General features: G+C 65.5%; 20 protein-coding genes. 10 read left to right on the top strand and 10 right to left on the bottom strand.

Annotated features, from left to right (window positions below; translation table 11 throughout):
• The first annotated feature begins 84 nt into the window (after positions 1 to 84).
• Genes H9L16_RS14135 through H9L16_RS14145 form a run of 3 tightly spaced genes read left to right on the top strand, consistent with a single transcriptional unit; the run spans position 85 to position 2825 of the window.
• A complete protein-coding gene (locus H9L16_RS14135; RefSeq protein ID WP_187552290.1) occupies positions 85 to 1233 on the top strand; it encodes an SPFH domain-containing protein in 1149 nt (382 codons plus the stop codon).
• Positions 1234 to 1254: 21 nt separating this feature from the next.
• Entirely contained in the window at positions 1255 to 2562 is a 1308-nt protein-coding gene (locus H9L16_RS14140) for a TFIIB-type zinc ribbon-containing protein (RefSeq protein WP_187552291.1), read from the top strand.
• A complete protein-coding gene (locus tag H9L16_RS14145) occupies positions 2559 to 2825 on the top strand; it encodes a hypothetical protein (RefSeq protein WP_187552292.1) in 267 nt (88 codons plus the stop codon). Before H9L16_RS14140 ends, H9L16_RS14145 begins: the two co-directional genes overlap by 4 nt.
• A 57-nt stretch (positions 2826 to 2882) precedes the next feature.
• Here H9L16_RS14145 and H9L16_RS14150 read toward each other — a convergent pair whose 3' ends face one another.
• Together H9L16_RS14150 and H9L16_RS14155 are read right to left on the bottom strand one after the other, a co-directional pair.
• Positions 2883 to 3518: a glutathione S-transferase family protein gene (locus H9L16_RS14150; RefSeq protein WP_187552293.1), complete on the bottom strand. Its 636-nt coding sequence runs from the start codon at positions 3516 to 3518 to the stop codon at positions 2883 to 2885.
• Between the two features lie 146 nt (positions 3519 to 3664).
• On the bottom strand, positions 3665 to 4441 hold the full coding sequence (locus tag H9L16_RS14155) for an SDR family NAD(P)-dependent oxidoreductase (protein ID WP_187552294.1): 777 nt from the start codon (positions 4439 to 4441) through the stop codon (positions 3665 to 3667).
• A gap of 136 nt (positions 4442 to 4577) precedes the next feature.
• Here H9L16_RS14155 and H9L16_RS14160 point away from each other — a divergent pair, with 136 nt between their 5' ends.
• Entirely contained in the window at positions 4578 to 5246 is a 669-nt protein-coding gene (locus tag H9L16_RS14160) for an NAD-dependent epimerase/dehydratase family protein (RefSeq protein ID WP_187552295.1), read from the top strand.
• A gap of 126 nt (positions 5247 to 5372) precedes the next feature.
• Here the strand turns inward: H9L16_RS14160 and H9L16_RS14165 are convergent, their stop codons facing one another.
• Positions 5373 to 5831 (bottom strand): hypothetical protein, encoded by a 459-nt coding sequence (locus H9L16_RS14165; RefSeq protein ID WP_187552296.1) that lies wholly within the window; start codon positions 5829 to 5831, stop codon positions 5373 to 5375.
• Positions 5832 to 6006: 175 nt separating this feature from the next.
• Positions 6007 to 6672 carry a YceH family protein gene (locus H9L16_RS14170; RefSeq protein ID WP_187552297.1) on the bottom strand — a complete coding sequence of 222 codons (666 nt, stop codon included), beginning with the start codon at positions 6670 to 6672 and terminating at the stop codon, positions 6007 to 6009.
• A 177-nt stretch (positions 6673 to 6849) separates the two neighbouring features.
• On the opposite strand from H9L16_RS14170, the gene H9L16_RS14175 reads away from it, so the two are divergent.
• Positions 6850 to 9375, top strand: coding sequence for a DUF305 domain-containing protein (locus H9L16_RS14175; RefSeq protein ID WP_187552298.1), 2526 nt, complete (start codon positions 6850 to 6852; stop codon positions 9373 to 9375).
• Between the two features lie 85 nt (positions 9376 to 9460).
• Here the strand turns inward: H9L16_RS14175 and H9L16_RS14180 are convergent, their stop codons facing one another.
• Complete coding sequence (locus tag H9L16_RS14180) at positions 9461 to 9937, bottom strand: DUF1993 domain-containing protein (RefSeq protein WP_223158149.1); 477 nt, start codon at positions 9935 to 9937, stop codon at positions 9461 to 9463.
• Between the two features lie 126 nt (positions 9938 to 10063).
• On the bottom strand, positions 10064 to 10270 hold the full coding sequence (locus tag H9L16_RS14185; RefSeq protein ID WP_187552299.1) for a hypothetical protein: 207 nt from the start codon (positions 10268 to 10270) through the stop codon (positions 10064 to 10066).
• Positions 10271 to 10377: 107 nt separating this feature from the next.
• On the opposite strand from H9L16_RS14185, the gene H9L16_RS14190 reads away from it, so the two are divergent.
• The gene (locus H9L16_RS14190; protein ID WP_187552300.1) at positions 10378 to 11703 is read left to right on the top strand and encodes a GGDEF domain-containing protein; all 1326 of its coding nucleotides are present in this window, start codon (positions 10378 to 10380) and stop codon (positions 11701 to 11703) included.
• Here the strand turns inward: H9L16_RS14190 and H9L16_RS14195 are convergent.
• The 3 genes from H9L16_RS14195 to H9L16_RS14205 form a co-directional block, all read right to left on the bottom strand.
• The gene (locus H9L16_RS14195) at positions 11649 to 12848 is read right to left on the bottom strand and encodes a hypothetical protein (protein WP_187552301.1); all 1200 of its coding nucleotides are present in this window, start codon (positions 12846 to 12848) and stop codon (positions 11649 to 11651) included. The two genes, H9L16_RS14190 and H9L16_RS14195, sit on opposite strands and share 55 nt — an antisense overlap.
• A gap of 556 nt (positions 12849 to 13404) precedes the next feature.
• Positions 13405 to 13656, bottom strand: a complete 252-nt coding sequence (locus H9L16_RS14200) for a hypothetical protein (RefSeq protein ID WP_187552302.1) — start codon at positions 13654 to 13656, stop codon at positions 13405 to 13407.
• 51 nt (positions 13657 to 13707) lie between these two features.
• Positions 13708 to 14088, bottom strand: coding sequence for a YajD family HNH nuclease (locus tag H9L16_RS14205; RefSeq protein WP_187552303.1), 381 nt, complete (start codon positions 14086 to 14088; stop codon positions 13708 to 13710).
• A gap of 220 nt (positions 14089 to 14308) precedes the next feature.
• On the opposite strand from H9L16_RS14205, the gene H9L16_RS16025 reads away from it, so the two are divergent.
• Both H9L16_RS16025 and H9L16_RS16030 read left to right on the top strand, forming a co-directional pair.
• On the top strand, positions 14309 to 15589 hold the full coding sequence (locus H9L16_RS16025) for a molybdopterin-dependent oxidoreductase (RefSeq protein ID WP_223158150.1): 1281 nt from the start codon (positions 14309 to 14311) through the stop codon (positions 15587 to 15589).
• Complete coding sequence (locus tag H9L16_RS16030; protein ID WP_223158151.1) at positions 15538 to 16395, top strand: molybdopterin dinucleotide binding domain-containing protein; 858 nt, start codon at positions 15538 to 15540, stop codon at positions 16393 to 16395. Before H9L16_RS16025 ends, H9L16_RS16030 begins: the two co-directional genes overlap by 52 nt.
• A 60-nt stretch (positions 16396 to 16455) precedes the next feature.
• On the opposite strand, the gene H9L16_RS16340 is transcribed toward H9L16_RS16030, so the two are convergent.
• The gene (locus H9L16_RS16340) at positions 16456 to 16584 is read right to left on the bottom strand and encodes a hypothetical protein (RefSeq protein ID WP_267904686.1); all 129 of its coding nucleotides are present in this window, start codon (positions 16582 to 16584) and stop codon (positions 16456 to 16458) included.
• A 177-nt stretch (positions 16585 to 16761) separates the two neighbouring features.
• Here H9L16_RS16340 and H9L16_RS14215 point away from each other — a divergent pair, with 177 nt between their 5' ends.
• Both H9L16_RS14215 and H9L16_RS14220 read left to right on the top strand, forming a co-directional pair.
• A complete protein-coding gene (locus tag H9L16_RS14215) occupies positions 16762 to 17940 on the top strand; it encodes a vWA domain-containing protein (protein WP_187552304.1) in 1179 nt (392 codons plus the stop codon).
• A 75-nt stretch (positions 17941 to 18015) separates the two neighbouring features.
• On the top strand, positions 18016 to 19113 hold the full coding sequence (locus tag H9L16_RS14220) for an OmpA family protein (protein ID WP_229796472.1): 1098 nt from the start codon (positions 18016 to 18018) through the stop codon (positions 19111 to 19113).
• Positions 19114 to 19257 lie beyond the last annotated feature (144 nt).

Raw genomic sequence — 19257 nt, forward strand, 5'->3', positions numbered from 1 at the left:
GGTGGCCCCTGTTCCCGCGCGGGAACGTATAGTTCGGGGAGCAAGGCGGGCAAGGTGCCTGGCCATCAATCGCGGAGAGCGGTCATGGGTCTGATTCAAGCGGTGACGGGTGCGGTCGGCGGCATGCTCGGCGACCAGTGGAAGGACTTCTACACGGTGCCGGCCGGCCTGCCCTCCACGGCGGCGCTGTTCGCCGCGGTGCCGCAGGGCACCAATGCAGGACGCGGCTCCAACACCAGCGCCTCCTCGAACATCATCACCAACGGCTCGAAGATCGTGGTGCCGGAAGGCTACGGCCTGCTGCTGTTCCAGGACGGCAAGATCACCGGCTTCGTCGCCGAGCCGGGCGGCTACGAATGGCGTTCGGACGATCTCAACTCGCAGTCGATCTTCGCCGGCGACGGCATCGTCAGCCCGCTGATCAAGCAGAGCTGGGAGCGCTTCAAGTTCGGCGGCCAGCCGGGTTCGCAGCAGGCGGCGTTCTTCGTCTCGCTCAAGGAACTGCCGGACAACCGCTTCGGCACCCAATCAGAGATCTACTGGGACGACGGCTTCCTCAACACCCAGGTCGGCGCGGTCACCCGCGGCTCGTACACACTGAAGATCGTCGACCCGATCCTGTTCGTGAAGAACTTCGTGCCGGCGTCCTACCTGCAGCCCGGCAAGGTCTTCGACTTCACCGACCTCGACAATGCCGCCGCCGCGCAGCTGTTCAACGAAGTGGTCGGCTCGCTGGCACCGGCCTTCAGCCTCTACACCAACGACCCAAGCAAGGGCAATCGCATCACCAAGCTGCAGCAGGATTCGCTCGGCTTCGCCAGGAGCCTGTCCGATGCAGTGGAGGCCGGCTACCAGTGGAAGTCGGATCGCGGCCTGGTCATCGCCAAGACCGCCATCGTCTCCATCGAGTACGACGCCAACACGCGCGAGTTGCTGAAGACGGTGCAGCGCGCCGACGCGCTGTCCGGTGCACGCGGCAATTCCAACCTGCAGGCCAGCGTGGCGCAGGGCATCCAGTCCGCGGGCGAGACCAGCGGTGCCGCAGGCCTGATGGGCATCGGCATGGCCAGCGGCATGATGGGCGTCGGTAACATGCAGCAACCGGTGGCACCGGCCGCACCGGCAGCCGATGACCCGATCGCCAAGCTGAAGAAGGCCAAGGAGATGCTGGAGCTCGGCCTGATCACCCAGGACGACTACGACACGCTCAAGGCCAAGGCGCTGGGCCTGTAAGCCGCCGATCGCGAGACGACCATGTCGAACACCACTACCCCGCCGCCGGTGCCACCCACCGGCCCGGGATCGCCGCAGGACGTGCCGCCGTTGCCGGGAAGTTTCCCGATCGATCCGGCCACCCTGCCCGACCCCATCCGCGACGAATTGCTGGCGCCCGACCCGGTCGCCATCGACACCTCCGCCGAGGAACTCAAGGACGGTGCCAATCGCTGCCCGAAGTGCGGTGCCACCGACATCAGGCAGCGACCCGGCACCGACCTGCTGATCTGCCTGTATTGCCGCAACGAGTGGCACGGGCAGCGGGTCGAGGAAGAATTCGGCTTCGGCGAAGGGCTGGACGACCTGACCGGTACGGTCATGGCGTCCGGTGCAAAGAACATCGATGCCGATGTCTCCAGCCTGATGACCTACAAGTGCACGGGTTGCGGTGCCGAGGTCACGGTGAACACCGAAAGCACCATGACCGCGCGTTGCCACTGGTGCCGCCACGTGTTCGGCGTCAACGAGCAGGTGGCGAACGGCGCGGTGCCGGATGCGGTGTTGCCTTTCCACATCAAGAAGGACGATGCGGTCGCGCGCATCCGCCAGTTCGTGGACAAGCGCCGGATGTTCGCCCTCAAGGCATTCAAGGAACAGTTCACCCCGGAGAACGTGGTCGGCGTGTACCTGCCGTACATGATCGTGGACGGCAAGGCGAGCGCGGACGTGGCCGGCCAGGGGGAGATCGAGACGCGCCGCTACACCCAGGGCAGCGGCGACAAGAAGAAGACCTATTACGACGCCGACATCTACCGGGTCGAACGGCACGTGGACTTCACCGTGGACGACCTGCCGCTGGAGTCCTCCACCGAACGCGGCAAGCTGGACACGAGCGTCAACACCAACAACATCATCAACACGATCCTGCCGTTCGACACCAAGAACGCGGTGAAGTGGAACGCGTCCTACCTCTCCGGTTACACCTCCGAGAAGCGCGACACCGACGTGGAACAGCTGCGCCCGCGGCTCGAAGACCAGCTGTTGTCGATCGCCCGTTGCCAGGTCGAACCGTCGATGAAACGCTTCGACCGCGGCGTGCGCTGGGAACAGGAGCGCCTGGACGTGCACGGCACCCGCTGGGTGGCGATGTACCTGCCGGTATGGCTGTATTCCTACCACCAGCCCGGCCGCAACGGCGGCATGCTGCACTACATCGCGGTCAACGGCCGCACTGGCGAAACGATGGGCAGCGTGCCGGTACAGCAGTGGAAACTGCTCACCGCCGCGATCACCGTCGGCACCTTCCTGGAAGGCATTGCACTCTGGATGTTGGGGAGTTCCTCATGAGCGACGATGGTGGCCTGGCCCTGCTCCTGCTCGGCCCGGCCGGTGGCGCCGGCCTGTACTGGATGCTGTATCGCTATTACCGCAACACCGACAAGTCGCACGCGTTCGAGCGCGAAACCGTGGTCGATGCCAAGCCGGTCACCGGCAGCGAACGCGACAGGAAAATCGACGAGATCAAGGGCACCCGCGAATCGCGGATCGATGGCGACAACCTGCGCGAATACCGCAAGCGAGTGCAGCGCATCAGAGACGACGGCAGCTGAGGACACTCAGCCGCTGGCTTCCTTCAGTCGGAGCAGGTGCACGTCGATCGCCCACGATCAACGGAGCGCGTCGGCCGCCCTGAAATGCGCAAGCTGTTCGGCGTGCGCCTTGCGGAATGCCGGACGGTCGGTGGCGCGAATCACGTAGGCTTCGGTCGCGGGTCGCTCGCCGTGCGCACGCAACTTCGGCACGCGCAGCACGTCGGCCATGATCAGGTCGGCCACGGTGAAGCGATCGGCGGCCAGCCAGTCGCGCGTGGAGAGCACCGCCTCGAGTCGGGCCAGCCGCCCGTCCATCCAACCGGTCAAACCGGCATCGTCGTGCCCCGACAGCGACAGGAACCACCATGGGACGGTGACCATCTCGATGGAATTGAGCGCGGCCATGACCCATTGCAACGTGTCCGCCGCCGCGGATGCATTTAGCGGCATGAGGGATTCGCTTTTGCCCGCCAGGTGCAACAGACAGGCACCGCTCTCGAACAGGTGGATATCGCCATCGGTCAGGAACGGTATCTGGCCGAACGGTTGGCGGTCGAGATGGTTGGTTTCGCGCCCGTCGAACGGGACGGTATCGACCTTGTAGGACAGTCCCGCTTCTTCCGCCGCCCAGCGCAGGCGCAGATCGCGGACGAAACCGCGCGGGCCGTTGGGCACCCAGTCGTAGGTGAAGATCGTCAAGGTGTCTGTCATGGCAGGGTTCCAGGAGTGAGGAGGTCGGGTTCAACATGAGGATCGATGCCGGCAACGGTCCGTGAGTCCCGTGCAGCGATGCCGTCTCGGTTGTGACGAATGGAGACAACCGGATTCGACGTGGTTGCCGACATGATGGCGACGCCTCACCACGCGATGTCGCTGCCGTCCCAGGCGATGAAACGACCGCTGTCGCGTGGCTGCAGCCCGGCGATGATGTCCAGCAACTGGCCGGCGGCACGCGCGGGGGTGAACAACGCCCCGGCCGGCACCCGCGACTGGAACGGTCGCGACAGCGGCGTGTCCACGGTGCCGGGGTGCAACAGCACGCAGGTGGCCAACGGATGGGTGCGCCTCAGCTCGATGGCCAGCGTGCGCAGGAACTGGTTCTGCGCCGCCTTCGACGCGCGGTAGGCATACCAGCCACCCAGCGTGTTGTCGCCGATCGAACCTACGCGCGCCGACAGCGACGCCACCACCCAGCGCGACCGCGCATCCAGCAACGGCAGCAGCGCCTGCACCAGCAGGACCGGGGCGAACGCATTCAACGCGAACACCTGTTGCAAGGCCGCGCGATCCAGTGTGGCCAGCGATTTCTCCGGGTGCAGCGCGTCGCCATGCAACACCCCCGCGCAATTCACCAGCAGGTGCAGCGCATCCGTCACCGACCGCGCGCCGGTCGCCACGGCATCGATTCCCGCGTCGGTGGTCAAGTCGGCATCGATGCAATGCAATCTCGCTCCGTGCACGCGTGCCAGCGCATGCAATCCCGGAGACGCAACCGCGTGGCGGGACACCGCGCAGACACGGGCGACCGCAGCATTACCCAACAACGCCTCGACCATCGCCAGGCCGATGCCGCTGCTGGCACCGGTGACCAGCACCTGCGCCGGCACGTCCAGACCATTCACGGGCGTTCGCATCCACTTGCACTCCATCGTAGGCGGTTACGTTGACCGCGATCATCGATCCGCGCAATCGGTGCGGCAATGACGCAGTGCTGGCCGACGCCGTCCTGCATGACGATACTCGTGGCATCTTCACTGGCGGAGACGAAGCATGCGCATCCTGCTCACGGGCGCGACCGGACTGGTGGGACAAGGTGTCCTGCACGAAGTCCTGGCCGATGCGTCAGTCACACACATCGGCCTGCTGGGCAGGCGCGCCGTCGATCACGACGATCCACGGGTGCAATCGCTGGTGGTCGAGCGTTTCGATGAGCTGGACGCCGTCGCCGATCAACTCACGCCATGGGATGCCTGTTTCTATTGCGCCGGTGCGCCGCCAGTGGGTACGGCGGAGCGCGCGTACCGGCACGTCACCCTCGACCTGACACTGCACGTGGCACGCGTCTTCGCCGAGCGCAACCCGCAGGGCCGGTTCCTGTACATCTCCGGCGCCAACGCCAACCCGCGCAGCAAGATCATGCCGTTGCGCATCAAGGGTGAAGTGGAGGCGGCGCTGCAGGCGCTGCCGACCACCACGGCGATGCTGCGCCCAGGCGGCGTGCAACCCGCACATGGCGAACGCAGCCCGCATGCATGGATGCGCCCGATGTATGCGGTGGGCAGTCCGCTCATGGGGCTGGGCGTGCGCCTGCTGCCAGGCCTGCTGACCAGCACCGCCGCCATCGGCCGCACGCTGCTGGCGCTGGCCGCGATGGACGACCCGCCGCGCGTGCTCGAAAACGCCGCGATCAATCGCATCGCCGCGGGCACGCAGGCCTGACCAACCACAAACCCGCCTCCGTGCAGAAGCACCGGAAACAGGATGTTGTGCCCTGCTCCGCGTTCGAAAGCCGAATCTCCGCAAGAGTCGCGCGAACCCGCACTTTTGCGTCGATGCTTCTTGCCGCTATTTGCCTTCACCAAAGTCGACGGCAGAACCCGATAACTTGATCTTGTAGCTGGCGTTGCCCGACACCACCAGTTTCACGATGATGCGGCGCTTGATGGTGATCGGCAGATCTTTTACTTGTCGTGCCGGTGAGCCTTGTGCCGACAGATTCTCGTATTTCAGCTTGTCGAACTTCGGGGTGAGCAAGGTCCACTGCAGCACGCCACCCGCATCCGATCGGTTGGTCGGCATCAAGTCAAGCGTCCACGTCAGCGTGCCTTTCCTGACATCGAACGCGTAGTAATAGGTGTTGTCTTCGCTCAGGTTGCTCGCGTTGATTCCGCTGATCGTGTGTTCGGTCACCAGCGTCGGCGCATCGGGGTCGGTCGACTGCGCGAACGTTGCCTGTGCGGGCAGAACGGCCAACGCAAGCAGAAGGAACGCGCGGACCAATACTCCAGCCTTGATTCTATTCATGCCTGATCTCCTCTCCAATCCATTGCTGTCGCGGGCAGCGGCTCGGCGATTCGCTCGCGATTCGATGACCACCACTCTGGATACGCGGCAACGGGTGCGGGCAGGACATCGACCCGCCTGGAGAGGTTCATAGATATCGCCGACGCAGGGCGACTGACGATGTGACAGGGGCGCTTCAGGTTCCCGTATTTCCAGCCGCCGCATCCAGCAACAACGCGATCTGCTCGCGCAACTCCGCAACATCGGCTTCAAGCGCTGACACGCGCGCGGCCAGACCCGTTGCAGTCGATTCGCCCGCGCCACTCGGCTCGCGCACGACGATGGCGTCCACATCCACCGGCCCGCAAAGCAGGTGGGCGAAGCGATCCTCGCGCTGGCCGGCACCGCGCGGCAGCTGGATCACCAGCGCGGGCTCGCGTTTGCCCATCCGCTCCAGTTGGTGGCGCACGCCTTCCACATCGGCGAAGGCATGCAGGCGTTCGCTGCGCGACAGCAGTTCGCCCGCGGTTTGCGGCCCGCGCAGCAACAGCAAGCCAAGCAAGGCAGCCTGCTGCGATGTGAGGCCGAAATGCTGCGTCGTCCGATGTTCGTAGCGCTCCGCGCGCGAGGAGAACACCTGGCGCGCCAGGCCCTTCGCCTCCAGTTGGCGTAGCGCGTGATTGACCACGCCGGTTTCCAGCGCCATCACCGGCTCGCGCGCGGTCTTCTGGTTGGCAGCGGACAGCACCGCAGCGATCGTCAGCGGATACACATCGGGCGTGGTCGCTTCTTTCTCGATCAGGCAACCCAGGGCACGTGCCTCGACGGCGGTGAGCCATGCATGCGAATCGGTGACGTCCATGCGCGATCCTGTTCTGCGGGGCCTTCCATTCTAGGAGGACTGAGGGGAAGACCGCGCTCGCGATCGCATCTCGCTTTTGCTGCGGGCGCAAAATCGCCTGCACGAGCTGTTGCTAGACTCGATGGCCGCGGCGCGCGAGGCGCCGTCATCCTCCTATTCCGCCACAGGACCGACGCGATGACCCGACTGCGCCCACCGCCCACCGCCTCGCACGATGCACGCTCGCTGCGCGCACTTCGTCCCGTGCTGCTCGCTTCCATGCTTGCCGCGGCATGCGCGCCGGCCATGGCCCAGGTGAGCATCGTCAATCCCGGCGCACCGGGTCAGGCGTCGCGCCAGCTGTCCGCAGACGAGGCGGTGAAGATCGCCGCGTCGCGCCATTCGGCGGCCGATGTGCAATTCATGCGCGACATGATCCCCCATCATCAGCAGGCATTGGAGATGGCGGCGCTGGTCGGGACGCGCACCAATTCACCCGGGCTGATCGAGGCGGCGAAGCGCATCGAATCCTCGCAGCGCGACGAGATCGGCTTCATGCAGCAGTGGCTGACCGCACGTGGCGAAAGCGCGCCGGATCCTGCAGCGCACGCAGGCATGCACGCCTCCCACGCGATGCCCGGGATGGCGGCTCACACGATGGCCGGCATGGCATCGCCGGCGCAGATGGCGGCGCTGGCCAGGGCGGAGGGCCGGGACTTCGACCGCCAGTTCCTGCAGCTGATGATCATCCATCACGCGGGTGCGCTGAAGATGGTCGAGGATCTGCTGAAGCAATCGGGTTCGGCCTACGATCCGACCCTGCTCGAATTCATCAACGACGTCAGCAACGACCAGGCCGCCGAAATCGAGCGTATGACCGGCTTGCTCGCGTCGGTGAGCAATGATAGGCGCACGGGTCTGTCCGCAGGGTTTCGCGACGCCGGGACCGCCATCGACAACCTGCGTCTGGTGGCATCCCTGCCCAAGCCTGCGGGCTTCTTCGACCCGCAGAATCCGGCCGACCTGCCGCTGGAACCGGTCGGTGACAAGAACAAGGCAGACGACAAGCAGGACGATCCCGGCAAGCAAAAGCCCGATCAGGCGTTCAAGCGCTTCAAGGGCGAATCCACCGGCGGTGGCCGCGGCGGCCTGTTGAGTTTCGCCAACACCGACATGGCGTTTTCGGGCGATGTGCTGGTGGTCGGCAACTACCACGGCTTCAACGCCTACCGACTGGGCGCGGACGGCGTGCCGGCGCTGGTCAGCTCGGTGGTCTGCCCCGGCGGCCAAGGCGATGTATCGATCGTCGGCAACCTGTTGTTGATGTCCGTGGAGGAAACCCGCGGTCGACTCGACTGCGGACTTCAAGGCATCAGCGAAGACGTGTCGAAGGAACGCTTCCGCGGTCTGCGCATCTTCGACATCAGCGATCTGGCGCAACCGAAGCAGGTCGGCGCGGTGCAGACCTGCCGCGGCTCCCACACTCACTCGGTGGTGTCCAGCGACGCCAGCCGCATCGTGGTCTACAACTCCGGGATCGGTTCGGTGCGCAGGCAGGAAGAATTGCAGCGCTGCGTCGACGAGTTGCCCGGCGACCAGCGCACCGCGCTGTTCCGCATCGACGTGATCGAGATCCCGGTCGCCGATCCTTCGAAAGCCCGCATCGTCGACAGCCCGGCGGTGTTCGCCGACGACAAGACCGGCGCGCTGGCGGGTCTGTGGCGCGGCGGCGACCACGGCGACATGACCCAGGACACCAGCCAGACCGATCACTGCCACGACATCACCGTGTTCCCGCAGAAGAACATCGCCGCCGGTGCCTGCTCGGGCAACGGCATCCTGTTCGACATCACCGATCCGCTGAAACCCAGGCGCATCGATGCAGTCATCGACTCCGGCTTCGCCTACTGGCATTCCGCCACGTTCAACAACGACGGCACCAAGGTGATCTTCACCGACGAATGGGGCGGTGGTGGCCGGCCACGCTGCCGGCCATCCGATCCGCGCAACTTCGGTGCCGATGCGATCTACGACATCGTCGACGGCAAGCTGGTGTTCCGCAGCTACTTCAAGTTGCCGGCACCGCAGGCGGTGACCGAGAACTGCGTGGCCCACAACGGTTCGGTGGTGCCGATCCCGGGCCGCGACGTGTTCCTGCAGGCGTGGTACCAGGGCGGGCTGTCGGTGATCGATTTCACCGACTCGGCCAATCCGGTCGAGATCGCGTCCTTCGATCGCGGCCCGATCAACAACGAGACACTGATCACCGGCGGCTTCTGGTCGGCGTATTACTACGACGGCTACATCTACGGCTCGGAAATCACCCGCGGCCTGGACGTGCTGGCGCTGGAACCCAGCAAGGCCCTCACCGGCCATGAAATTTCCGCAGCCGCACAGGCCGACAACGGTGGCGTGTTCAACCCGCAGCAGCAGTTCGCGGTCACCTGGCCGCACGCGCCCGCGGTTGCCGCTGCCTACGTGGATCAGCTGGTGCGCGGCGGCGCTCTGCAACCCGCGGAAGCGTCCGAGCTGCATGCGGCGCTGGATGCCGCCGGAACTGCGCTGGCAAGCGGGCCCGAATCCGCGAAGAACACCGAGCTGGCCCGTCGCCTCGACGCGATGTCCGGCAAGGTCACCCGCGGATCGAACGCCAAGGACCGCACGGCCGAACGACAGGCAGCGCTGTCGGCGGCGCTGAAGGGGCTCGCGGCGCGGTTGCGCTGACGCCGCGCTGCATAACGGGGTCAGGCTGTTTCCTGCCCCCCGGGCAAAGGCGGGCAAGCCCGCCTGGCCAGTGGATGCCGGCGCCTCAGTACGCGCCCATGTAGTCCTTCTTGCCGACCTCCACGCCGTTGTGGCGCAACAGGTCGTACGCGGTGGTCACATGGAAGAAGAACTGCGGCAACCCGTACGCCAGCAGGTAGGCCCGGCCGCCGATGCGACGCTCCTTCGGTGTGCCCGGACGCAACACCAACTCACGCTCCTCGCTGCCTTCAAAAGCAGCAGCATCCAACCCGCCGATGAAGGCCAGCGTCGCGGCAATGCGTTGCTGCAGCTCGGCGAATGTCGCATCGCCGCCTTCGTACGCCGGCACCGCCACGCCCACCAGTCGCGCCGAGACGCTGCCGGCGAAATCGCAGGCGATCTGCACCTGCCGCGCCAGCGGGAACATGTCCGGGAACAGCCGCGCCTGCAGCAGTGCGGGCGGGTCGATCTTGCGTTCGGTCGCGTGGGCTTCGGCCTTGGCCAGCACGCCACTGAGCGCAGTCAGCATCTGCTGGAACACGGGACGGACGCAGCGTGCATCGAGAGGGACATGAGCGATTCCGTTGAATGAGGGAACGGCATGGTAGCGGGCCACAATCGAAATGGTGTCATGGACAATTCCTGCGCCTTCATGCGCGCTTGCGCTTCATTCCCGGAACGGCACCGGCACGACCGGACACTGCGCCACCGCCAGCGGGTCCGGCGTTTCGCTGTGGTTGATCCAGCATGCGTCGAACGCCGGGAAATGGCAGGACCGGGTGACGATGCGGCCGAACCTGGCCTTGTCCAGCGCACTCCCGCTATCGGGGTAGAGTCGACGCCGTCCTTGTTCTGAACGCGAGTACGCGCCCACGCTTTTTTCCCTCCAGATGCTAATGTGGAGAGCGCGGTCCGTGGCGATGACCATCCGACGCGCGACTCTGGCAACGCTGGGTGACTACAAGAGGGGTACTTCCACCCATGGATGCCTTGACGGCGGGACTTGCGCTCATCATCGGCCAGTTGTGCATTGCTCTGGTGATGGTCGGCGCTCATTTCGCCGCACGCCCGGAACGCGCCACCTGGTACTGGTCGCTGGCCGCCGTCGCTGTGCTGGTCGGCGTACTGATGGTCGTCGCCAGCAGCAGATTCCCGATCCTGCAGGCAATCGGAAGCAGCAGCCTGGTTCTGGGTGCCGTGCTGCAGTACCGGGGCCTGCAGGCGTTCTACAAGCTGCGCGCCGACGCGTCGGGCTGGGTTATCGGCTCAATCGCCTGCATGTTGTTTTTCCTGCTGTTTGCAGCGGATGCACGGAACCACCTGCATTTCATTCTGTTGGCGACCGCGAACCTGGCTTTGTTCGTCATGAGCCTGCGCGTACTGCTGGCCGGCATACGTCCCAGATGGACGTTCGCCGGCATGTTGACGACCGGAGCCGTGCTGCTGCTCATTTCCAACAACATCACTCGCATCGTGTTGGCGGTCGAGCAAGAACCGTCCCTGTCGGTCACGCAGTCGCCGATGGGCATCGCCACCATGTACCTGGTGCCACTGGGTGGCATCTTTCTGTACGCAACGGGATTGCTGCTTCTCTATTTCGAGCGCTTGGTAAACGACAAACACAACCTCGCCACGCACGACGAACTGACAGGACTCCTGAACCGCCGGGCGATGGTGGCCGCAGGCGAGCGGGAAGTGGCAGTCGCGATCCGTCATCGGCGGCCGCTCACCGTCGCCTTCGTGGACATCGATTTTCTCAAGCGGATCAACGACACGTATGGGCATAAAGCCGGCGATACGGCCATCGCCGATGTCGCCAGGCTGCTCAAACAGGCATGCCGGAACCTCGACCTGGTCGGGCGCTACGGGGGCGACGAATTCTGCCTGGTATTCCCTTGCGCAGACAGCGACAACGCAGCGCTGGTCGGGAACCGGCTGCTCGCGGCAATAAAGCGCTATTCCTTCCGCGGCCAGCACCCACTCAGCCTCAGCATCGGATTGGCTTCGCTCCCCCACATGGCGACCAATCGTGGGCAAGCCTGGTCCACCGAGCCGACGTGGCGCTGTACGAAGCCAAGAGCCAGGGTCGCAGCAGATTCTGCATCGCCCCGCAAGTCCAGACGTCGCAGGAGAGCCGCGACCCTCCCGATGGCTCGAACAACGTTGCAGGGCAATAACGAGCAGGGCATGAGACTGCTTGCGCTGCGGAACGACGCCCCTGCCGACTGCGTTGCCCTTCGCGGGCAACGCGCTCAATTGGTGAAGCAGGCTTGCCTCTGCCCGGACTTCGTGTCGCCCGCCCAGTAGCAACGGGTCGTCGGTGCGTTTCTCCACAAATAGTTCTGCCGCGGAAGCGTGGATGGCACGACTGGTTGTTGCCTGCGCATTTCCGCTGCGTAGGCATCCCGCTTGCGCGCTTCTTCGGCGTCGTAAGCGCCACGTGCGCGGGCAAGCATCGAAACGGGCACGTGTTCGCACATGGCGGTCTCCGCCTCTGCGGTGTAACCGAGCCGGGCCAAGGTCTGGAACGCCGACGGGCCGTTGTCTGCATTCGTTACCGGGCCCATTGCCCGGGAGCGCGCGTAATACAGCACCGCAGCGCAATCGGAGTGAGCCTTGCCGGATGCGACCCGTTGCGTCGGGTAACGCGACATCCAGGTGCTCGCAAAAGACCGCCAATCCTCCAGCGTCTTGCCGAATGCCGGCCCCTTGCCGGCGCGGAACGCGGTATAGGGATCAGGCGAGGCCTGGAAGGTCGCCATCGGTTGCTTCTGGGTCCACGCGCTGAGCGCCAGCGGCATCGGCGGACAGGCCTTGCCACCGAGGTTTGCCTTCTCGTAGTCCAGGGCCCAGCCGATGGCGGTATCCGGCACCTTGCCCACGGTGCCCTGCCTGGAATTGATGCCCTGCAAGACCAGGCTGTAGGCGATCTGGCAGCCATTCAGTCCGGCAAAGCGTTCGGCATCGGTTCGATTCGTCAACCGCAGACGCGTGGCTTCGGCCTGTGACATGCGCTGTGCTGCATCCGACCTGGTTTTTTCTAACGCTCCGCCCAGGATCCCGGCGAGGCTGGTCGGCGCAATCGAACATGCCTGCACCTGCCTTGAAGGTGCCGTGGCGTTGGAAGCCACCAGGTTACTCACCACCGTCACCCAGGCGCGGACCTCGGGTCGCTTGGCGAACTCCCGGTCGATCTGATACGGCGCGGCATTCGTCCATGGCGCATGGATCTTCTTGATTACCCCCATGCAGGCCTCCATGGGCGTGTCGACCCGCACCAGTCCCAACTCCTGCAAGGTCAGTGCCTGGCTGTCCTTGCCGAAGCAACGGCCAACGCCACCCGCGGCGAACCTGATGGCGTCCGCTGGTGGCGGATTCGAGAAATACACATCGGCCGCATCACCGGGCTGGACTTCCCTGCCGTTGAGCACGCCCCACAGCACCTCGCCCACTGCTGCGTTCCTGGGCAACCCACAGTCCGGAGCGCCCTCGAACGACTGGAAGCATTCGACGAAACGATGCAGGTCTTGCCCATGGAGATTCCTCGCGAACGCATCCCCCAGACATACCACTGCAGGATCATGCCTTGCGCGGACGCCGCCCCGTTTCTCGCGTCGGGCTTGGTGAAATAGTTCCTGGACACCAGGCAGGTCGGGTCTTCCTCGAATGGCGACCAGTCCTGCTGTTGGGCCTGTGCAACAGCGGCGCCTGCAATGGCGAGCCACAAGAATGCGATGACGACAATCGTGCGAGTCATGGAACCTCAACTTCGGAGTGAGCCGCGGTCGAGTGTAACCGGCGAGATCGGACACCTTCGCATGCGCCTGGCTGGCGCTGGTGTGCGCATGCGGCGCGAAAAATGGCGGGGCTCAGCCTGCCGACCAGCCACAGCCCTTTCGTGCTCGCAGATGCGGAGCCGATCGATCCTGCCGGCTGCAAGATCATCGACAACTGACGAGTTGCGGAACCCAGAACCGGCAAAACCGGGACGGAGGCCGTTGCGTTGGCTCAACTGTCTCCGTCGCGGCTTTTGGCCGCAGCAGCAAGTTCCATGATCCTGGCCGCACGCATTTTCTCGGTCTTCCTGAGCGCGTCGCGCGCCTCTTTGACGACTTCGTGAGCAAGATTCTGGTTGGTGTGATGCCGCTTTGCGTCGATCGCGGCATCAAGCCGTTGCTGGGCCAGCTTGATCGCCTTGTCGACGCGATACAGCGGGCTGTGCCCATCCACAGTCAGAGGTGGATCGTAAAGTCTCGTCATCGCGCCCATCCATGATCAGAGGGGCACGATAGCCAGATTCAATTTTGGTGGCTACCGGTCTTTTGCAGGGAGCTTGCCAAGCAGTGACCTCAGGTCGCCGAAGGGGTTGGATGTCGCTGCGGGCGGCTTGTCCTCGGCGTTCTGCGCGCTGACTCCGGTGTAGTCGGTCTGCCGCGAATGCTCGTTGTCATGGCAGTACACGCACAGCAGTTCCCAATTGCTGCCGTCGGACGGATTGTCGTCGTGGTTGTGGTTGCGGTGGTGAACCGTCAACTCGCGCAGGTTGGTGCGGGTGAACTCGCGCGCACAACGGCCACAAATCCACGGATACATCTTCAGCGCACGCTCGCGATACCCCTGGTCGCGCTGCTCGGCATTGCGGCGGGCCTCGGCCACGATGCGGTCGAGTCGGGCGTCTTCAGGCGTGGTCATGGTCATGGCGTCCGTGGGGCGGCACGCAGCACGGTATCAAAGGAACCAGACCACTTGTTCCAACGCAGCGTCCACAATCCACGCGTTTGACGCGGTTCAAACGCGAATGCTCTCCGACCGGCCCTTTTCTCCCACTCGAGCTGACCCTGCGTGCTGGCCCACGTGTTGGCCCGGCTGGCTTACGATCGACCTTCGGCATTTCCCGATCCGGAGCAACCCCATGCGCACCACTGCCTATCGCGCGTGCGACCTGTGCGAGGCGATCTGCGGGCTGGAGTTGCAGTTCGAGGACGGCGCGCTGGCGGCGATCCGCGGCGATGCCGCCGATCCCTTCAGCCAGGGGCATATCTGCCCGAAGGGCAACGCGATCATCGATCTGGAAGCAGACCCGGACCGGCTGCATGTGCCGATGCTGCGCGAGGGCTCGACGTGGCGCGCGATCGGCTGGGACGAGGCGTTCGCACTGGCGGGCTCAAAGCTGGCCGCGATCCAGCAGGCGCATGGCCCCGCATCGGTGGCGGCGCACCTGGGCAATCCCAATGTCCACCACTTCGGGCATATCGCGTATTTGCCTTCGCTGCTGAAACTGCTGCGCACGCCGAACATCTTCAGTGCGTCGTCGGTGGATCAGTGGCCGCACCAGTTCACCTGTTCCCAGATGTACGGGCACCAGTTCCTGCTGCCGATCCCCGACATCGACCACACCGACTATTTCCTGATGCTCGGCGCCAACCCGATGGCCTCCAACGGCAGCCTGATGACTGCGCCCGGGATCCCGCGGCGGCTGAAGGCGCTGACCGCACGCGGCAAGCTGGTCGTGGTCGATCCCCGTCGCACGGAAACGGCCGCCATCGCCAGCCAGCACATCCCGATCCGTCCGGGTGGCGATGCGTTGTTCCTGATCGCGTTGCTGCAGGCGATGCAGCGGATCGGCCCGCCGCGAGTGGACGCGTATGCAGGACGCCTGGCCGGTCTGGACACCGCACTGGCCGCAATCAACGCCATCGACACCACTGCACTGGAAGCCGAGACCGGCATCGCGATGGAGGTCGTCAGCCAAGTCGCCAGCGATTTCCTCGCCGCCCCGCGTGCGGTGGCCTATGGGCGCATGGGCGTGTCGGTGCAGCCCTGGGGCACGCTGTGCCAGATCCTGTTGCAACTGATCAACCTGGTGAGCGGCAACCTCGACCGCGTCGGCGGCTCCCTGCCGAACGAGCCGGCCATGCCAATCACTGGCCCGGGCACCAATCCCGGCACGCAGGGACGATGGCGCAGCCGGGTGCGCGGGCTGCCCGAATTCGCGGGCGAGTTGCCGGTGGCCTGCATGGTCGAGGAGATCGCCACCCCGGCGATGGCCAGGTCCGCGCCCTGCTCACCTGCGCCGGCAATCCGGTCCTGTCCACGCCGGACGGGCGTGCGCTGGACGAGGCGCTCGAGGGCCTCGAGTTCATGGTCTCGATCGACATCTACATCAACGAAACCACGCGGCATGCCGACCTGATCCTGCCGCCGGCATCGCCGCTGACCCAGGATCATTACGACTCGATCTTCAATGCCTTCGCGGTGCGTCGGGTCGCGCGCCTCAATCGTGCCTTGCATCCACGCCGCGATGACGAATGCGCCGACTGGGAAATCGTCAACGGCCTCGGCACCGCGTATGCGGCCAGCGCCGGCAAGCAGTGGCAGCCGTTGCCGCCGCCGCGCGACCTGATCGCGATGAGCCTGGCGCGCGGCGACAGCGGGATGGACCTGGCCGCGCTCGATGCCGCGCCGCATGGGCTTGATCTGGGTCCGTTGCGGCCTTCCCTGCTCGCGCGCCTGCAGACGGCGAGCGGCTGCATCGAATGCGCGCCACCCGCGTTGCTGGCCGAACTCGCGCGTTTCGCCGCACGCGAGCGCTGCGACATCGCGAATGATGGCCTGCGCCTCATCGGCCGCCGCGAGGTACGCAGCAACAATTCGTGGATGCACAACGCACCGCGGCTGGCCAAGGGCAAGCCGCGCCACCAGTTGCTGATGCACCCCGGCGACATGACCGCGCGCGGTTTGCAGGATGGCGAGCGCGTCGCGGTGCGTTCACGCATCGGCGAGATCCGGACCGAAGTGCTGGGCGATGCCAGCCTGATGCCCGGCGTTGCCTGCCTGCCGCACGGCTTCGGACACGGTCGCCCCGGCATCCAGCTGGCGCGTGCGTCGACACTCCCGGGCGAAAGCTACAACGACCTGACCGATCCGCTGGCGATCGAAGGCGGCTGCGGCAATGCCGCGCTCAATGCACTGCCGATCGAGGTGGAGGCGCTGCCGTGACGCAACCCAGTGAAGTCGCTGCCAAGCCGAACCACATCGAACAGTCCGCTGCCTGTTTCTTCATTTCGATTCCTTGATCGAAACGGGATTCGGAAATGTGGACGCATCGGTGGCAACAGCGGCCGTCGGCGACCGCGTATTGATCAGCGCATGGATCAGCGCGCCATTGGCCAGCGCACCGATCAGCACGATGCAAATCGCCGCGATCACGGCGCGCCACACGGGGAGTTTTGCGGCCTTGGCGATCCAACCGCTCTGGATCTATCTTGCAGCCCTCCTGCGCACAAGACGGGTGGCGATGTCCGGATCGCGTTCGCACCTGCGTAACTGACCCGATCGACACATCGTCCACAGGAGCCCCACCCCATGTTCATGCCGTCACGGATCCGTCCCGCGCTGCTCGCCAGTGCCCTCCTGCTGGCCACGGCATCGGTCACCGCCAGCGATCCCAAACAACCGCGGACGATCATCGTGATGGACGGTTCGGGGTCGATGTGGGGCCAGATCGACGGGCGGCCCAAGCTCGAAATCGCGCGCGATACCGTTGCCGAAGTGGTCGGCAAACTGCCGGCCAACCAGACGTTGGGCCTGATCGCCTACGGCCATCGCCGCAAGGGCGACTGCAAGGACATCGAGCTGATCGTGCCGCCCGCGCCCGGCACATCGGGCAAGGTGCTCAGTGCCGTCAACGACATGCGCTTCCTGGGCATGACGCCGCTGTCGGAGGCGGTGCGCCAGGCCGCGCAGGCTCTGCGCCACACCGAGCAAGCCGCCACCGTGGTACTGGTCACCGACGGGCTGGAAACCTGCAACCTCGATCCCTGCGCGGTGGCCACCGAACTCGAGAAAAGCGGGGTGAATTTCACCGCCCATGTGATCGGCTTCGGGTTGACCAAGGACGAAGGCGCGAAAGTCGCCTGCCTGGCCACGAACACCGGCGGCCGGTACCTGCAAGCCTCCGATGGCGCTGCGCTGGCGACCGCATTGCGCGATGTCGTGAGCGAGCCCCCGCCGCCGCCCGCATCCGCCACCCTGAGCGCACCTGCCAGCGCGCCGATGGGTTCGCAGGTCGCGATCAAGTGGACCGGACCCGCCGGGAAGCTGGATACAGTCGCCATCGTCCAGCTCGTGGATGGCAAGCCCACCACGCACGACTACGGCTACGTCAAGGACGGCAACCCGCTGACGCTGACCATGCCCGGCGAACCCGGTGCCTACACCCTGCAGTACCGCCATCGCGACCAGACCGTCATCGCCACGCGCCCGATCCAGGCGTCGGCGGCGCAGGCGGTGCTCAAGGCCGTGGAGGTCGCGCAGGCCGGCAGCGCCGTCCGCATCGGCTGGACCGGACCGAATGCGTCACTCGACAACATCCAGATCGCCGAAGTGGGCAGCGACAGCTACATCTCCTACACCTACCTCAACGACACCAAGCAGGTAGAACTGACCATGCCGGACCAGCCAGGCAACTACGAGCTGCGCTACGTGTTCCGCGACCGCGAAACCATCGCGACCCGGCCGATCCGCGTGGTCGCCAAGCCCTGACGCCTTTTTGCGGATGACATACTCCGGATTCCGCGCCCGCCGCATGCGCGCGCGACATCACCAGGGAGCAGCGAGATGAGCGAGCGGACGATGACGCAGCGGGTCTGGCCGAGGCATGCATTGCCGGTTGCCGCGTTGGTGTGGGTGCTTGCCGGGTGCGGCGCAGACAAGCCGCCGCAGGCAACGGCACCGACGCCGGCCGACCCGATGGTGGCCAGCCAGGATGCGGGCACCGACGACAGCACGGCTCAGGCCGTCGCGGAGGAATCGGCGGCACCAACAAGCGCGGCGAACGTCAATGCCGAGCCTGCCGGCTTCGACCCGGCATCGCTGGCGGTGAGCACCGCCGCGCTCGGCGCGTTCCCGTATTTCTCGCTGCCGGACGGCTATCTGGCCAAAGGCGAGAAGATGCTCGATTTCGGCCAGATGGCGGTCTGGACCGGCGAGCGCCATGAGATCGTGGAAGGCAAGGTCGCGGTGATCGGCATCGTCCACGATCGCAAGGCCGGCAAGGCGTTCTCCCTGCTGGAGGTCACCCGCAACTTCGAGCAGGTGATCAGCGAGGCCGGCGGGGTGAAGGTGTTCTCGGGCAAGGTGCCCAACGAGCACCGCAACGACGCCGATGCCAAGGCCGCGATGGCCGATTACCACCCGCAGGCGAAGTGCTGGCCGAATGACGACGTCCACGTGTACGCACTGCGGCGGCCGGACGGGCTGACCTGGGTGCGGCTGTGCGGCAACCGGGGCTTCGCCGGCCTGATGGTGGCCGATGTCGGCGCACTGAAAACGACGGCGGCGCTGCTGCCGGCGTCGGCGCTCAAGCAGCAACTCGACGGCACCGGCAAGGTGGCCTTGCAGGTCAACTTCGCCACCGACAAGACCGACATCCTCGCGGACTCGCTGCCGCAGATCGATCAGGTGGTACAGCTACTCAAGGACGACCCCGGCTTGCAGCTGGCGGTGAATGGGCATACCGACAACACCGGGGATGCCGCCCGCAACAAGCGCCTGTCGGAAGGCCGTGCGCAGGCGGTGGTCAAGGCGATCGTGGACAAGGGCATCGACGCGACCCGACTCGACGCCAAGGGGTTTGGCGATACCCAACCCGTGGCCGGAAACGACACCGATGCGGGCAAGGCACAGAACCGGCGCGTGGAGCTGGTGAAGCGCTAACCACGACGGCGCGTTCGCCACCGGTGACCGGCACAGCGCGATCGGCCGGCGTGCGCTGACGGTCGACACCCTGCGCTACAACGCCGACGGCACCATGAAGTCCGTCGTGCAGAAGGGGCCGGTGTCTCGGTTCCTTCGGATTAA

The sequence above is a fragment of the Thermomonas carbonis genome, from assembly GCF_014396975.1.
GTDB classification, from domain to species: domain Bacteria; phylum Pseudomonadota; class Gammaproteobacteria; order Xanthomonadales; family Xanthomonadaceae; genus Thermomonas; species Thermomonas carbonis.

Excerpts from the sequence above, each read along its gene's own strand:
- H9L16_RS14155 (WP_187552294.1), bottom strand. The coding sequence starts at position 4,441 with ATGCGAACGCCCGTGAATGGTCTGGACGTGCCGGCGCAGGTGCTGGTC.
- H9L16_RS14190 (WP_187552300.1), top strand. The coding sequence starts at position 10,378 with ATGGATGCCTTGACGGCGGGACTTGCGCTCATCATCGGCCAGTTGTGC.
- H9L16_RS14145 (WP_187552292.1), top strand. The coding sequence starts at position 2,559 with ATGAGCGACGATGGTGGCCTGGCCCTGCTCCTGCTCGGCCCGGCCGGT.
- H9L16_RS14150 (WP_187552293.1), bottom strand. The coding sequence starts at position 3,518 with ATGACAGACACCTTGACGATCTTCACCTACGACTGGGTGCCCAACGGC.
- H9L16_RS14165 (WP_187552296.1), bottom strand. The coding sequence starts at position 5,831 with ATGAATAGAATCAAGGCTGGAGTATTGGTCCGCGCGTTCCTTCTGCTT.
- H9L16_RS14170 (WP_187552297.1), bottom strand. The coding sequence starts at position 6,672 with ATGGACGTCACCGATTCGCATGCATGGCTCACCGCCGTCGAGGCACGT.
- H9L16_RS14215 (WP_187552304.1), top strand. The coding sequence starts at position 16,762 with ATGTTCATGCCGTCACGGATCCGTCCCGCGCTGCTCGCCAGTGCCCTC.
- H9L16_RS14200 (WP_187552302.1), bottom strand. The coding sequence starts at position 13,656 with ATGACGAGACTTTACGATCCACCTCTGACTGTGGATGGGCACAGCCCG.
- H9L16_RS14205 (WP_187552303.1), bottom strand. The coding sequence starts at position 14,088 with ATGACCACGCCTGAAGACGCCCGACTCGACCGCATCGTGGCCGAGGCC.
- H9L16_RS14140 (WP_187552291.1), top strand. The coding sequence starts at position 1,255 with ATGTCGAACACCACTACCCCGCCGCCGGTGCCACCCACCGGCCCGGGA.
- H9L16_RS16030 (WP_223158151.1), top strand. The coding sequence starts at position 15,538 with ATGGTCTCGATCGACATCTACATCAACGAAACCACGCGGCATGCCGAC.
- H9L16_RS14175 (WP_187552298.1), top strand. The coding sequence starts at position 6,850 with ATGACCCGACTGCGCCCACCGCCCACCGCCTCGCACGATGCACGCTCG.
- H9L16_RS14220 (WP_229796472.1), top strand. The coding sequence starts at position 18,016 with ATGAGCGAGCGGACGATGACGCAGCGGGTCTGGCCGAGGCATGCATTG.
- H9L16_RS14135 (WP_187552290.1), top strand. The coding sequence starts at position 85 with ATGGGTCTGATTCAAGCGGTGACGGGTGCGGTCGGCGGCATGCTCGGC.
- H9L16_RS14160 (WP_187552295.1), top strand. The coding sequence starts at position 4,578 with ATGCGCATCCTGCTCACGGGCGCGACCGGACTGGTGGGACAAGGTGTC.
- H9L16_RS16025 (WP_223158150.1), top strand. The coding sequence starts at position 14,309 with ATGCGCACCACTGCCTATCGCGCGTGCGACCTGTGCGAGGCGATCTGC.